The organism is Rhizobium mongolense subsp. loessense, assembly GCF_900099775.1.
Classification (GTDB): domain Bacteria; phylum Pseudomonadota; class Alphaproteobacteria; order Rhizobiales; family Rhizobiaceae; genus Rhizobium; species Rhizobium loessense.
The window spans coordinates 287,125-299,938 of the sequence record NZ_FMTM01000001.1 but is presented as its reverse complement, the minus strand read 5'-3'; the positions used below and the strand labels follow the sequence as shown (position 1 = coordinate 299,938).

Sequence of the window (12,814 nt, the reverse complement as noted above, 5' to 3'; positions counted from 1 at the left end):
ACCTGGTTTTCAAACACAAAGGAGCCCGGCAAACGCCGGGCTCCTTTGTGTCTGGGTCTCATTCAGCGCTGACGGGCGGCGATGCCGGTCGACAATGCTACCCCGATCCCTGTGATGACTGCGGCTGCGATTTCCGCCAGGCCGATTTCCTCGCCCAGCAGGACTCCCCCACCAAGCGTTGCCAACACCGGCGTGATCGCCGTAAAGGCGGCCGCCTGCGTGCCGCCCAGCGTCTTGACGGCGGTGCCGTAGGCAACCATGGCGACAAGGCCCGACAGGATGCCCTGGCTCAGGACCTGCAGTCCGAGATCTTCAGCGCTTGCCCGGGTCAGCGAGGTGCCGAAGCTGGTGGCAAGCGCTGCAATGATCAGGAACGACCAGATGGCGACCAGTGCGCTCGCCTGAATGGCGGTGAGGCCGCTGCGGCGGAAGGCGTGCGTATAGCTTGCCCAAAGAATGGCGCCCGCCGGCAAAAGCACGAAGCTTGTCCACGGCAGCGATGCATCCGAAAGGCTCTGCACAAGCAGGATTAGCACGCCGCAGACGATCGCGGCGAGTCCGAGCTTGCGGGTAATATCCGGCCGCTCCCCGAAGATGAATATGCCGATGAGTGCCGTCGCAAGCGGCATGGAGCCGCCGAGCAGGATGCCCGACGAACCTGCCGGGGTCGCATGGATGGCAAGCGTGGTGACGAGAAAGAAGACAGCACCCGCGCCGGTCACCATTAATGCCAGTAGATGCAGCGGAACGGCTTTCGGCAGCAGGCCGGTCTTCAGCCAAACGGGCGAAAGGGCAAGCGCAGGAATGCCGTAGCGGATGAGCCCGATATCGATCGAGCCGAGCGGCGTTGCCGCGCTGTGGCGGGTCGCAAGAAGCCACGTCGCCCAGATGAGCACCGTGATGGTTGCGCCCGCGTAACCGGCGACGAGGGATGGGGACTTTGCGTTGGCGATGCTGAAGCTGGTCATCAGTCTATCCTTTCTTGTCATTCGGTGTGCTGTCCGACCAAGAAAAAGATAGGCTCAATAGTCAGGGCATGTCCTTGCTATCTGTAGCGCCAAAAAAATGATATCAGCAATGATCTGCCAACAATAAAGGCCAAAGTTAGAAGTTATGCCAAATCTTGATAAATTCGATCTGGCTATCCTCGAATGTCTGCAGGAGGATGCACGCGCCACCAATGTCGAAATCGCCGAAAAGGTAAACCTCTCGCCGTCGCCCTGCCTGCGGCGGATCCGCAACCTGGAAAAGGCGGGTGTGATCCGCGGCTACCGCGCCGATATCGACCGAAAGGAAGTGGGGCTGGGGCTGACGGTCTTAGTCGAATTCAAAGTGGCCCATCACAGCCGCGAGAACTCGGAATCCCAGCAGGCGGCTCTCCTTGCGATCCCGGAGATCGTTTCCTGTTTCCTGATTTCTGGAAGCGCGGATTTCCTGGCAGAAGTCGTGGTGGAGGACCTTGCTGCCTACGAGCGGCTTCTCACCGATACATTGCTAACGCTGCCGAACGTCAGCGACATCCGCTCGAACTTCGCCATCCGCAGCATGAAGACCCACGGCCCTTTGAAGCTGCCCAAGGGGAGGTAGATCTGCACGCTCGCCAAGTCCCAGCCAGTGAAGCAGATGGAGGCAACATGTGAGCGAGCCTTGATGGTGCCGAGAGTTCGCCCTGGATTTTCTCATTCCTGTCCTTGTGACAGGATAACTATCGCTGGAGCTTCGCGCCCCCTCGCAAATCCCCCGCTTTCAAGCGGGCGAAGATGTTATTGAACAGGTCTTCCGCGCGCGCGAGACGGACGCGGCTGCTGGATCCCTATGGCTCGCAAGGGATGAGGAAGAAGGTTGAAGGCGATCAACAACACAGCACCGTTGTGCATGAACTCGTCTCATTGCTCGCTCTTTCGCCGCTCAACCCTATCCGCTTAGAGGACGAGCCACGTAGTCCCCTTCTCCACCAGAAGAAGGGGAACGGCTTTTCTAAAGCAGCGTCCCGCTGAGGATGAGCAGGGCCACGGAGAAGTAGATCACCAGGCCGGTCACGTCGACCAGCGTCGCGACGAACGGTGCCGACGCGCTGGCGGGGTCCAGGCGAAGCCTTTGCAGCAGGAACGGCAACATGGAGCCGCAGAGCGAGCCGAAGGTGACGATGCCGATCAGCGCGGCGAAGACGGTGACGCCGACGAGCAGCCAGTGCTCGCCGTAGTCGTAGAGGCCGATTTTCTGCCAGAGCACGATGCGGCCGAAGCCGACGAGCCCGAGGATGGCACCAAGCACGATCCCGGTCGGCAGCTCGTGGATGAGTACGCGCCACCAGTCCGAAAGCTTGAGCTCGCCGAGCGCCAGGGCACGGATGATGAGCGACGTCGCCTGCGATCCGGAATTGCCGCCCGAGCTCATGATGAGAGGGATGAAGAGCGTCAGCACGATCGCCTTCGCCAACTCCCCTTCGAAAAACTGCATGGCGCTTGCCGTCAGCATCTCGCCGAGGAAAAGGGCAGAAAGCCAGCCGGCCCGTTTGCGGATCATGCCGAAAAAACCGATCTTCATGTAGGGCTTGCCGAGGGCTTCCATGCCGCCGAACTTCTGGGCGTCCTCGGTCGTATCCGCGATCATCGTGTCGATGACGTCATCGACGGTGACGATGCCAAGCATGTGGCCGTCGTCGCTGACGACCGGCAGCGCCAGCAGATTGTGCTTGCGGATCAGCCGGGCGACGTCCTCCTGCGTCATCAACGGATCGCAGCGAACGAGGCCGCCCTTCTGCGCGACGGAGAAAACCGATGCCTGCGGTTCGCCGGTGATGAGGCGGCGCAGTGTCACGACATTGGTCAGCCGCTGCGTTGCCGCGTCGAGGACGTAGATCGCATAGACCGTCTCGCGCGAGCGCTCGACCTGGCGAACATGGTCGAGGGTCTCGGCAACGGTCCAGGCGTCCGGCACGCTGACGAACTCGGTCGTCATGATGCTGCCGGCCGTGCGCGGCGGATAGCCCATCAGGTGCTTGACGGCGAGCGCCGTCGTGCGGTCGAGCTTCGCGAAAAGTGTCGCGCGGGAACCCTCGTCCAGTTCTTGGAAGAGATCGGCGACGCGATCGTTTGCGGTGGCATTGAGCAGCCGCGCGGCATGCTCGACCGGCATCTCGGCGAGGATTGCGGCAGCGTTGTGCAGTTCCGGCCTACCGAGAATGCGGACGGCCTTCTGTTGCGAAAGCGTGGCGAGGATAGCCGCTGCCTCCGGGATGTCGAGTATGTTGAGACGCTCGACGCGCTCTGCGGTAGTGACCGCTCCGAGGCTGTCGTTGGTGAAGAAACGGGCAGCATGGCCTGCCCGCAGGGGGAAGCGATTGAAGTTCACTGGCTCGCCTTTCCGTCGATCCGCCGCAGCGTCCGGCGGGCGAGCCCGACAGGAGTCGGTCAGCGCACGGCGGTCGCGTACGGCAAGGGCAATCGACTGCTACTGTCGCTTGGCATCGGGTTGATGGCTCCGTTGATTTTCCGCGGAAAAGCGCTGTCATCCGCGTGCCGTAAGACCTGCTCCTCCAATCAAGAAAAGTCAAGCGGCGGTGGTTTCGGAGCACAATGCCGCACCTAGGGTGCGGCAATATGCGTGGAATATCGGTGCTCCTCAGAAGCCGACGAGTGCTGCCTTGCCCTTCATCCTGCCGCTCTCGACCATCGAATGCGCCTTCTTCATATTGGCTGCATTGATCGCGCCGACGGTTTGGCTGAGTGTCGTGCGGATATTGCCGGCATCGACAAGCTCCGACACCTTGTTGAGGAGGTTATGCTGCTCGATCATATCGGGCGTCGAAAAGAGCGACCGTGTGAACATCAGCTCCCAATGCACCGAAACGGCTTTGCGCTTGAAGGGCACGACGTCGAGGAACTTCGGATCGTCGATCAGCGCGAAACGGCCTTGCGGTGCGATCGCCTCGACGATGTCGGGGATATGGCTGTCGGTGTTGGTTGTCGAGAAGATGAAACCTGGAGCCCCGATGCCGAGAGCCGCAACCTGCGGCGCGATCGGCTTGGAGTGATCGACGACATGTTGTGCGCCAAGTTCCTTCACCCAGGCCTGTGTTTCGGGGCGGGAGGCTGTTGCGATGACTGTCAGATCGGTCAGCGCGCGGGCGATCTGGATGGTGATCGAGCCTACGCCGCCGGCTCCGCCGATGACGAGGAGAGCGCGAGCAGCGCCCGGCACCGCGTCCTGAACCTTCAAGCGGTCGAACAGTGCTTCATAGGCGGTGATCGAAGTCAGCGGCAGTGCGGCGGCGGCGGCGAAATCGAGGCTCTTCGGCTTGCGGCCAACGATGCGCTCGTCGACGAGATGAAATTCCGCGTACGTGCCCGGGCGATTGATCGCACCGGCATAGTACACTTCGTCTCCGGGCTTGAAGAGCGTGACATCCGGACCCACGGCCTTGACGATGCCGGCTGCGTCCCAGCCGAGAACCTTCACTTCATCCGCCGGCGGTGCCGAATGTGCCCGCACTTTCACATCGACCGGATTGACCGAGACGGCCCTGATCTCGACGAGCAGGTCATGCCCGGTCGCCTCCGGAACCGGCAGGTCGACATCGATCAGCGAGGTCTCGGCGGAAATGGGCTGCGGGATCTTGTAGGCGACGGCGCGCATGGAAACCTCCTATGTTCGTTGCACAGAGGCTAGATGCGTCTTATGTCCAAAGAGTGCAAGAATGCACAAATTCGGTACATAGTACCAAAAAGGATACTGTAAAATGTCGTTGCCCCGCGCCAAGCTGACGAAGAATTTCCCCGGCTGTCCGGTCGAGGCGACGCTGAGCTATCTTGATGGAAAATGGAAAGGCGTCATCCTGTTCCACCTCATGGACGGAACGTTGCGCTTCAACGAATTGCGCCGGAAGCTGCCGGCGGTGACTCAGCGCATGCTGACCAAGCAGCTACGGGAACTGGAAGCATCCGGCCTCGTCTCGCGCACGGTCTATCCCGTCGTGCCGCCGCGTGTGGAATATGCGCTGACGCCGCTTGGCGAAACGTTGAAGCCGGTCATCCGCGCACTGGCGGCGTGGGGCGAAGAATATGTCTTGTGCCGCCCGGAAGGCCACGAACTGCGCGATCCTTCATGCGCGCCGGCTGCGCTCCAGGTGTAGCGAGGCGGCGTAGACGAGGAGGCCGAACAAGGACAGCACGGCGCCGACATAGCCCGTTGCCGCAAAGCCGTAGCCCCAGGCGATCACGAGGCCGCCGAGCCAGGCGCCGAGTGCATTGGCGATGTTGAAGGCAGAGTGATTTGAGGCGGCGGCAAGCGTTTGCGCATCGGCGGCGACGTCCATCAACCGCGTCTGCAGCGCAGGACCAGCCGCAAAGCCGCAGCCGACGAGGAACACACAGATCGCCAGCATAATGGGGCTTGATGCCGTTGCCGAAAACAGCGTCAGAACGACGATGTTGAAGACCAGCGAGCCGCCGATCGTTCCCATGATCGATTTGTCGGCGAGCCATGAGCCGACGACGTTGCCGGCATTCATGCCGACGCCGAAGAGGACCATCATAACGGCCACCATGCTCTCCGGCAGCATCGCGACCTTCATGGTCGTGCCGGCGATATAGCTGAACATCGCGAACATGCCGCCATAGCCGACGGCTGCGATGCCGAGCGTCAAGAGCACCTGCGGACGCTTGAAGGCGCCGAGCTCGCGCAGGAAGCTGGCACCGTCCGCGACCTGGTCGCGCGGCACGTAGTACCAGATGAGCGCCACGGTCACGAGGCCGATGAGGCCGACGGAGGTGAAGGCGACGCGCCAGTCGAGCGACTGGCCGAAGAAGGTAGCGAGTGGCGTGCCGAGCAGGGTTGCGATCGTCAGACCCAGCATCACCCGGCCGACGGTTCGTGCTCGCTTGTGCACCGGCACCATCGAAGCAGCGACAATCGCGGCGACGCCGAAATAGGCGCCGTGCGGCAGGCCCGTGATGAAGCGCATCACGGTGAAGCTCTCGAAGGTTGGGGCCAGTGCGCTCAAGATATTGCCAACCGCGAAAATGCCCATCAACAGCAGAAGCAGTGAGCGGCGTGTCATCTTGGCGGCGAGGACCGCAATCACCGGTGCGCCGATGACGACGCCGAGCGCATAGGCGCTGATGACGTAACCCGCCTGCGGGGTCGTGACCGAAAACGTGTCCGCCACATTCGGCAGCAAGCCCATGATGGCGAATTCGCCGGTGCCGATGCCGAAGCCGCCGCAGGCGAGCGCCAGCTGCACCAGGGCGATCGCCATCGGCGAGGGGGCTTCGCAAGCCGGATTGGAATCGATGGAATCGTCTACGGCGATCTGGCTCACACGAGCTCCTGAGGCATGTCTGCAGGGCAACCATCCGAAAAGCGGGCGCTGAGGCGGATGTCGGCCGTTCTATGGCGGGAAACGGAGAACAAGAGTCTCCATCGTTGAAATCATGGGGGATCGCGCCATCAGCGTCGAGTGCGTTTTTCGCAGTGCAGCGTCCTGCTATGTGCATACGTGCATTGCAAAATTTGCGCTTGGACGCCTCGCTGATGCGTCGGCCGCAGGCATGCTGCGCTTGAAAACGAAGAGGCTCCAACCATCTTAAGGGGCACTGACTGAGACGCCACGACGCGAGGAACGGCACGCCTGATGAAGCTTGTAGGTTTTTTCAACAAAGACGGTGGTACCTTCCGCACCACCGATATGGAGGCCTACGAAAAGCGGGCAGAGGCGACCTTCCGGGAAGCGGGACATGACTTCGAGGCCATCGTCTTTTCCGGCAAGGAGATCGTTCCCGCGATGGAGCGGGCCGCCCGGCGCGACGATATCGACGGCATCGTTGCGGGCGGCGGCGACGGAACGATTTCGGCAGCGGCCTCGATTGCCTGGAAGAACGGCGTCGCCCTCGGTGTCGTACCGGCCGGAACAATGAACCTCTTCGCCCGCTCGCTGAAAGTGCCGCTCGATATCTGGCAGGCGCTGGATGTGTTGGCCACCGGCGAGGTCGATCATGTCGACATTGCAAGCGCCAACGGCCGGCCCTTTATCCATCAGTTCTCGGCGGGGCTTCATGCGCGCATGGTGCGATACCGCAACTCCTTCAGCTATCGCTCCCGTTTCGGCAAGATGCGCGCCAGCGTCCGCGCGGCCTTCGGCGTGGTGCTCAACCCGCCGGAATTCGAAGTCGAATTCCAGGCGCTCGGCGTACGCGAAACGCGTCGCGTATCGGCCGTTTCGGTCTCCAACAATCCCTTCGGCGAGAACGCGCTTCTTTACGCCGATAACCTGCGTAGCGGCGAGCTTGGCTTCTACACCGCAAAGCCGCTGAAGCCGATCGGCGTCGCCCGTCTTGCCGTCGATATGCTGCGGGGCAAGGTGCGCGAAAATGCCGATGTGATGGTCATGCATCCGGCCGAAGTAAATCTGCATTTCCCGAAGCTGAGGGCAAAGGCAAATTGCGTCATGGATGGCGAGCTTTTGCCGCTCGAACGCGACATTTCCATCAAGCTGCATCCCGAAGAGCTGAAGGTGCTGGTCAAGCAGGGCCTTGCCGCGCAGGTCAATGAGGCTGAGCGGCGGGAGCCTGCGGCTTAGTTTGCCTCTTCACGCCAGCATCGGCCCAGTCGCATTGGAATGCCAGCACGGGCTTCGAAAATCCTTTCAAACGCCGGCGCGTCGCATGCGTGAAGAGATCAGCGCTGCCGTACTCCCGAAAAATATTCTCCGACACGAGGATATGGTCGCCGGAGGCGGCCGCGCACAAGCGTGCTGCAAGTTGCACAGTGGAGCCGAACAGGTCGTTGCTGTCTTCGACGGGCTCGCCGCAATCCAGTCCGATGCGAACATGAAGTGGTTCAGGATTGCCGCGGTTGTAACGTTTGAATTCCTGCTGGATCTTCCTGGCGCAATCAACGGCTTTGGCTGTCGAGGCGAATGTCGCCATGATGCCGTCGCCGGTGTGCTTCACCTCGCGACCTGAAGATTGGCTGAGGCATCTGCGCACGATCGAGTCGTGCGCCCTGACCAGTTCGGTCGCCATGCGGTCGCCAAGGCGCGATGTCATCGCGGTCGAGCCGACGATGTCGGTAAACAGGATGGCCCGGTGGCCGGCATCCATCTCACCTGAGGCTTGACCAGGCGCCGGCTCGGGGTCGTGAATTCGGCCAAGAAACGCCTCGACCGCCGACAACGCGACCTCGACAACCTCGCCGGCGACGAAGCCATGCGCTTCGCGGTGCACGCATTGAGCGGTTTCGGCGTCGGGCGCGTCCATGAGGCAAAATGCGGTCCCACGCCGCTGGTCGAACCAGTAGGTGAGGAACTTAACGCCATACCGGTCCTGGATCTCGAGATCCTTGCGATGGGCCTCGGCAACGTCGGCGGCTGTGGTTCCCGTGAGTTCATGCCGATCCATGAAGATTGCCATTTGCGCGCTCCTTTCGGAAACCTCCGCTTACAGGAAATTTCATTCTACGACTTGGACACCGCCCGGTCCACCTTTGAGATGGCTGCCGGCAGGCCTTAGACGCGCGGCAGATAGGTCCGGTAGTCGAAGTCCGAGACCGTGCGCAGATAGGTGATGGCTTCCTTGTATTTGGTGTCGCCGTAGAGCTTCCGATAGCGCTCGCCGAAGATATCGGCGATGAAGGGCGATGCGCGAAAGGCTTCCACCGCCGTCAGGAAATCATGCGTCAGCCGCGTCGTGTTTTCCGGCACATGCGACGGCGTCGTCTCCTCACCGGGGTCGAGATCCTCGTCGAGGCCAAGCAGCATGCCGCCGAGGATGGCGGCCAGCAGCAGGTAAGGATTGGCATCTGCGCCGGCGACGCGATGCTCGATGCGCGCTGCCGGTCCGGAGGTATCCGGGATGCGGATCGCCGTGCCGCGATGGCCGGTGCCCCAAGTGAGGTCGATTGGCGCAAAGGAGCCCGGCTGGAAGCGGCGGTAGGAATTGGCGAAAGGCGCAAAGATCAGCTGCGCCTCGCGCATCGTGTTCAGCATTCCGGCGCAGACGGATTTCAGCCGCTTTGGCTCGCCGCGCTCCGCATCGAGGATATTGCGGCCCTCCCTGTCGATGACGCTCGCATGCACATGCAGGCCGGAGCCGGCATGTTCGGAATAGGGCTTGGCCATGCAAGTTGATTTGAGGCCGTGCTTGCGGGCGGCCTGTTCGGCGATGCGCTTCAGGTAAATGCAGTCGTCGGCGGCGGCCAAGGCATCCGGCCGATGCGCCAGGTTGATTTCGAATTGCCCAGGCCCGAACTCGGCCGTCGTCGCCTCCGCAGGCAGGTTCTGCGCCTGGGCATAGGCGCGCACCGTCTGCAGGTAATCGTCGAGCGCATCGACGGCGCTCATGTCGTAGAGCTGGAAACCGTTCGGCTCGCCGCGATAGGTCAGGCTTTTCGGCGGCGAGGGACGGCCGGTATCGCGCCAGTCCTGTTCCATCACATAGAATTCGAGTTCCGTCGCGACGACCGGCGTGAGGCCGCGCTCTTCGTAGCGCTTCAAGACCGCCGCCAGGATCGCTCGCGGATCCATGAAGCTCGGGCTGCCGTCGAACTCGTGCATCGTCGCCAGCACCTGCATGGAGCCTTCCGGCGCCGCCCAGGGCATCGGCGCAAGGCTGCGCTCATCGGCGATGCAATTGCCGTCCGGATCGCCGATCGTCAGCGACAGGCCGGTGATGTGGTCGTTATCATCGCCCCAGATATCGAGCGACTGCGTCGAGGAGGGGAGACGCACCTCGCCTTCCCAGATTTTCTTCTGGGCATCCAGTGGGATCTGCTTGCCGCGCAAATCCCCGTTCATGCCGACCAGCAGGATTTCGATCCTCGGTTCGCCTGTCGCAGCTTTGCCATGCATGATGTCAGCCGTCATGATCTTGAAAATCCCCTCGGACAAGGCCAAGGTCGTAGCTCATTGAAACCGGCCTTTCAATCTCCGCAGGTGTTTTGCAAATCATGTCCGATACTTACCAGCGCTCAAATCTCGCCGCCATCGATGCCGCCCACCATCTGCATCCCTTCTCCGACATGAAGAAGCTGAATGCCGACGGCGCGCGCATCATCCAGCGCGGCGAGGGTGTCTACATCTGGGATAACCACGGCAAGAAGTATCTGGATGGTTTTGCCGGGCTCTGGTGCGTCAATATCGGCTACGCCCGCAGGGAAATCACCGATGCCGTGGCGCGGCAGATGAACGAGCTGCCTTACTACAACACCTTCTTCGGCACCACGAGCACGCCGACAACGCTGCTTGCGGAAAAGGTGACCGCACATGCCGGCCCGCGCTTCAATCATGTCTTCTTCACCGGCTCCGGCTCAGAGGCCAACGATACCTGGTTGCGCATGGCGCGCGTCTATTGGAGTGCGGTCGGCAAGCCTTCGAAGAGGATCGTGATCGCCCGCAAGAACGGCTACCACGGCTCGACGGTAGCCGGCGCCAGCCTCGGCGGCATGAAATATATGCATGAGCAGGGCGACCTGCCGATCCCCGGCATCGTCCATATCGGCCAGCCTTATTGGTACGGCGAGGGCGGCGACCTCTCGCTCGCCGAATTCGGCCTTAAGGCGGCTCGCGAACTGGAGGCGAAGATCGATGAGCTCGGCGAGGACAATGTCGCCGCCTTCGTCGCAGAGCCGGTGCAGGGTGCGGCCGGCGTCATCATCCCGCCCGAGACCTATTGGCCGGAGATCGACCGCATCTGCAAGGCGCGCAACATCCTGCTCGTTGCCGACGAAGTCATCTGCGGCTTCGGCCGTCTCGGCGAATGGTTCGGCCATCAGCATTTCGGCGTCGAGCCAGATCTGGCGCCGATCGCCAAGGGTCTCTCATCGGGCTACCTGCCGATCGGTGGCCTGTTAGTCAGCGGTCGCATCGCCGATGTGCTGATCAACGAGGTCGGCGACTTCAACCACGGCTTCACCTATTCCGGTCATCCGGTCTGCGCTGCCGCGGCGCTGGAGAACCTGCGCATAATCGAGGACGAGAAGCTGGTCGAGCGCGTCCGCGGCGACATCGGTCCTTACTTTGCCAAAGCCTGGGGTGCTCTGGGCGACCATGACCTCGTTGGTGAAGCGGTGAGCATCGGCCTGATGGGCGGCCTGCAGCTCACTGCCGATAAGAAGACGCGCACCCGATTCGAAAAGTCCGACGCGGTCGGAGCGCTCGTCCGCAACCATGCACTCGCGAACGGCCTCGTGCTGCGGGCCACCGGCGACCGCATGCTGGCGTCCCCGCCACTTGTCATCACTCATGATGAGGTGGACGAAATGGCGCGCATCGCAAGGATTGCGCTGGATGCGGCGTGGAAGGAACTGAAAATCTAATCCGCAGGCGCGACCCACGCGTAGCCGAAACGATAGGAATCGCCGTTGCGGGCGTAGTAATACGGAACCTCGATCGTCGAAACCTTGGGCGCGATGCTGCCAAGCTCCGGCACCGATTTCAGCCACTCGGCCGCTCTGGCGGGCAGGGCATTGCCTTGTGCAGTGCTTAGCGGCCAGACAACGAGCAGCGGGCGCTCCTTCGAGATCGAGACCGTCGGCTTGAACCCTGGATAGTCTGTCGAAATCACGGTCGCCGGAAGAAGGTCCTTCCGCAGGTTCCCCGCAAGCAGGCTGCCTTCCGCAAGAATAGCGGCAGGCTCGCCCTGTTGCCGGAGCGCTGCGGCGAGCTGGGCGTAGGGCACGTTCAAACGCTCGTAATCGCCGTTCAAAGTGGCAGCTGCAATGCGTCCAAAGAGAATACTTGGAACGGCGATCATGATTATCCCGACGATCGGCACGAGGCGGCGCAAAGGATTTAGAACCGCAACATTCGATGCCTCGATCTTCAGACAAAGGTAAAGCGGGAAGGTGAAGAGGAGCGGCACCAGCCAGCGATCCTTGACATGGGCCGCTCCGCCGAAGATGACGAGAAGCAGGATGCCAAGGATGGAAAAAAGCATAATGCGCTCGAGGAGCCGCGTCCACTGCGACCTGCCGGAGAAGGCCGAGAGAAACGGCTTGCCGAACGCGATGGCGAAGACAAGCAACGTGACCGCGCAAAAGCCAATCACTGCCAGAACGAGCAACCCTGAACCCATGGCGACCTGCACGACGTAGCTCGCATTGCCGCCGTCGGTCAGCTTTTTCAGTGTCCGGGCCGTTGCGAAGCCGAGATTGTCCTTCAGCCAGAAGAGATGCGGCAGTGCGATGACGAGGGCGGTGATTGTGGTCAGGGCAATGCGCCAGTCGAAGACGCGCTTGCGCATCTGCGGATCGAGCAGTGCCGCCAAGAGCGCCGAAGCGGGCAGAAGGGCGAAATTATATTTGGACAGCAGGCCGATGCCGATGCCGACGCCGGTCACGAGATATGAGAGCACATCCGGCCTTTTGAGCGATCGGATAAATCCGTAGAGGAAGACGCAGCCGGAGAAGAACACCGCGACCGTATGCGTCAGGTCGCGCTGCATTTCGAATGCGACCTGCGGAAGCGTCAGGAGCCCGAGCGTTGCGACCACCGCAAGCGTGCTGTTCTTCAGGATCATCCGTGCCGTCAGGCCGTAGATCAGGTAGGATGTGAAGAGCAGCGCATTCTTGACGACGGCGAGCGAAAGCAGCGACACACCGCTGATCGAAAAGGCGGCATATTGCAGCCAGTTATAGAAAGGCGGCTGCGGGCCATAACCGGCGGCAAGCCATTGCGAGCGGAAGGCCTGCTCGGCTTCGTCGAGCCCGAGTGTCGGCGGCATCGCGACGCGAACGGCGATCTGTACGAGAAAATATGCGGCAAGCACAACGAAAAACCACCGCATGTCGACGTTGCGGGCCTTGTCCATGTCCTCGT

The 12,814-nt window shown here is 61.7% G+C and carries 11 protein-coding genes; 4 read left to right on the top strand and 7 right to left on the bottom strand.

Annotation, left to right across the window (positions count from 1 at the left end):
• Positions 1-62: 62 nt before the first annotated feature.
• Positions 63-968 (bottom strand): DMT family transporter, encoded by a 906-nt coding sequence (locus tag BLP23_RS01555; RefSeq protein WP_092583248.1) that lies wholly within the window; start codon positions 966-968, stop codon positions 63-65.
• A gap of 145 nt (positions 969-1,113) precedes the next feature.
• Between BLP23_RS01555 and BLP23_RS01550 the strand changes: the two genes are divergently transcribed.
• Positions 1,114-1,587, top strand: coding sequence for an Lrp/AsnC family transcriptional regulator (locus BLP23_RS01550; protein ID WP_092583247.1), 474 nt, complete (start codon positions 1,114-1,116; stop codon positions 1,585-1,587).
• 390 nt (positions 1,588-1,977) lie between these two features.
• On the opposite strand, the gene mgtE is transcribed toward BLP23_RS01550, so the two are convergent.
• Together mgtE and BLP23_RS01540 are read right to left on the bottom strand one after the other, a co-directional pair.
• On the bottom strand, positions 1,978-3,354 hold the full coding sequence (mgtE, locus tag BLP23_RS01545; RefSeq protein WP_092583246.1) for a magnesium transporter: 1,377 nt from the start codon (positions 3,352-3,354) through the stop codon (positions 1,978-1,980).
• A gap of 270 nt (positions 3,355-3,624) precedes the next feature.
• Positions 3,625-4,638 carry a zinc-binding alcohol dehydrogenase family protein gene (locus tag BLP23_RS01540; protein WP_092583245.1) on the bottom strand — a complete coding sequence of 338 codons (1,014 nt, stop codon included), beginning with the start codon at positions 4,636-4,638 and terminating at the stop codon, positions 3,625-3,627.
• 103 nt (positions 4,639-4,741) lie between these two features.
• Here BLP23_RS01540 and BLP23_RS01535 point away from each other — a divergent pair, with 103 nt between their 5' ends.
• The gene (locus BLP23_RS01535; RefSeq protein ID WP_092583244.1) at positions 4,742-5,134 is read left to right on the top strand and encodes a winged helix-turn-helix transcriptional regulator; all 393 of its coding nucleotides are present in this window, start codon (positions 4,742-4,744) and stop codon (positions 5,132-5,134) included.
• On the opposite strand, the gene BLP23_RS01530 is transcribed toward BLP23_RS01535, so the two are convergent.
• Positions 5,105-6,322: an MFS transporter gene (locus BLP23_RS01530; RefSeq protein WP_092583243.1), complete on the bottom strand. Its 1,218-nt coding sequence runs from the start codon at positions 6,320-6,322 to the stop codon at positions 5,105-5,107. The genes BLP23_RS01535 and BLP23_RS01530 overlap by 30 nt on opposite strands.
• 312 nt (positions 6,323-6,634) lie before the next feature.
• Here BLP23_RS01530 and BLP23_RS01525 point away from each other — a divergent pair, with 312 nt between their 5' ends.
• The gene (locus tag BLP23_RS01525) at positions 6,635-7,579 is read left to right on the top strand and encodes a diacylglycerol/lipid kinase family protein (RefSeq protein ID WP_092583242.1); all 945 of its coding nucleotides are present in this window, start codon (positions 6,635-6,637) and stop codon (positions 7,577-7,579) included.
• Here the strand turns inward: BLP23_RS01525 and BLP23_RS01520 are convergent.
• Together BLP23_RS01520 and BLP23_RS01515 are read right to left on the bottom strand one after the other, a co-directional pair.
• Positions 7,545-8,411 (bottom strand): nickel-binding protein, encoded by an 867-nt coding sequence (locus tag BLP23_RS01520; protein ID WP_092583241.1) that lies wholly within the window; start codon positions 8,409-8,411, stop codon positions 7,545-7,547. The two genes, BLP23_RS01525 and BLP23_RS01520, sit on opposite strands and share 35 nt — an antisense overlap.
• A 95-nt stretch (positions 8,412-8,506) precedes the next feature.
• A complete protein-coding gene (locus BLP23_RS01515; RefSeq protein ID WP_092584219.1) occupies positions 8,507-9,862 on the bottom strand; it encodes a glutamine synthetase family protein in 1,356 nt (451 codons plus the stop codon).
• 83 nt (positions 9,863-9,945) lie between these two features.
• Between BLP23_RS01515 and BLP23_RS01510 the strand changes: the two genes are divergently transcribed.
• A complete protein-coding gene (locus tag BLP23_RS01510) occupies positions 9,946-11,313 on the top strand; it encodes an aspartate aminotransferase family protein (RefSeq protein ID WP_092583240.1) in 1,368 nt (455 codons plus the stop codon).
• Here the strand turns inward: BLP23_RS01510 and BLP23_RS01505 are convergent.
• A complete protein-coding gene (locus BLP23_RS01505) occupies positions 11,310-12,806 on the bottom strand; it encodes a glycosyltransferase family 39 protein (RefSeq protein ID WP_092584218.1) in 1,497 nt (498 codons plus the stop codon). The genes BLP23_RS01510 and BLP23_RS01505 overlap by 4 nt on opposite strands.
• Positions 12,807-12,814: the final 8 nt, after the last annotated feature.

Bases quoted from the DNA above. Each gene is read 5' to 3' on its own strand.
- BLP23_RS01555 (WP_092583248.1), bottom strand. From the start codon at position 968: ATGACCAGCTTCAGCATCGCCAACGCAAAGTCCCCATCCCTCGTCGCC.
- BLP23_RS01550 (WP_092583247.1), top strand. From the start codon at position 1,114: ATGCCAAATCTTGATAAATTCGATCTGGCTATCCTCGAATGTCTGCAG.
- BLP23_RS01540 (WP_092583245.1), bottom strand. From the start codon at position 4,638: ATGCGCGCCGTCGCCTACAAGATCCCGCAGCCCATTTCCGCCGAGACC.
- BLP23_RS01535 (WP_092583244.1), top strand. From the start codon at position 4,742: ATGTCGTTGCCCCGCGCCAAGCTGACGAAGAATTTCCCCGGCTGTCCG.
- BLP23_RS01525 (WP_092583242.1), top strand. From the start codon at position 6,635: ATGAAGCTTGTAGGTTTTTTCAACAAAGACGGTGGTACCTTCCGCACC.
- BLP23_RS01520 (WP_092583241.1), bottom strand. From the start codon at position 8,411: ATGGCAATCTTCATGGATCGGCATGAACTCACGGGAACCACAGCCGCC.
- BLP23_RS01515 (WP_092584219.1), bottom strand. From the start codon at position 9,862: ATGACGGCTGACATCATGCATGGCAAAGCTGCGACAGGCGAACCGAGG.
- BLP23_RS01510 (WP_092583240.1), top strand. From the start codon at position 9,946: ATGTCCGATACTTACCAGCGCTCAAATCTCGCCGCCATCGATGCCGCC.
- BLP23_RS01505 (WP_092584218.1), bottom strand. From the start codon at position 12,806: ATGGACAAGGCCCGCAACGTCGACATGCGGTGGTTTTTCGTTGTGCTT.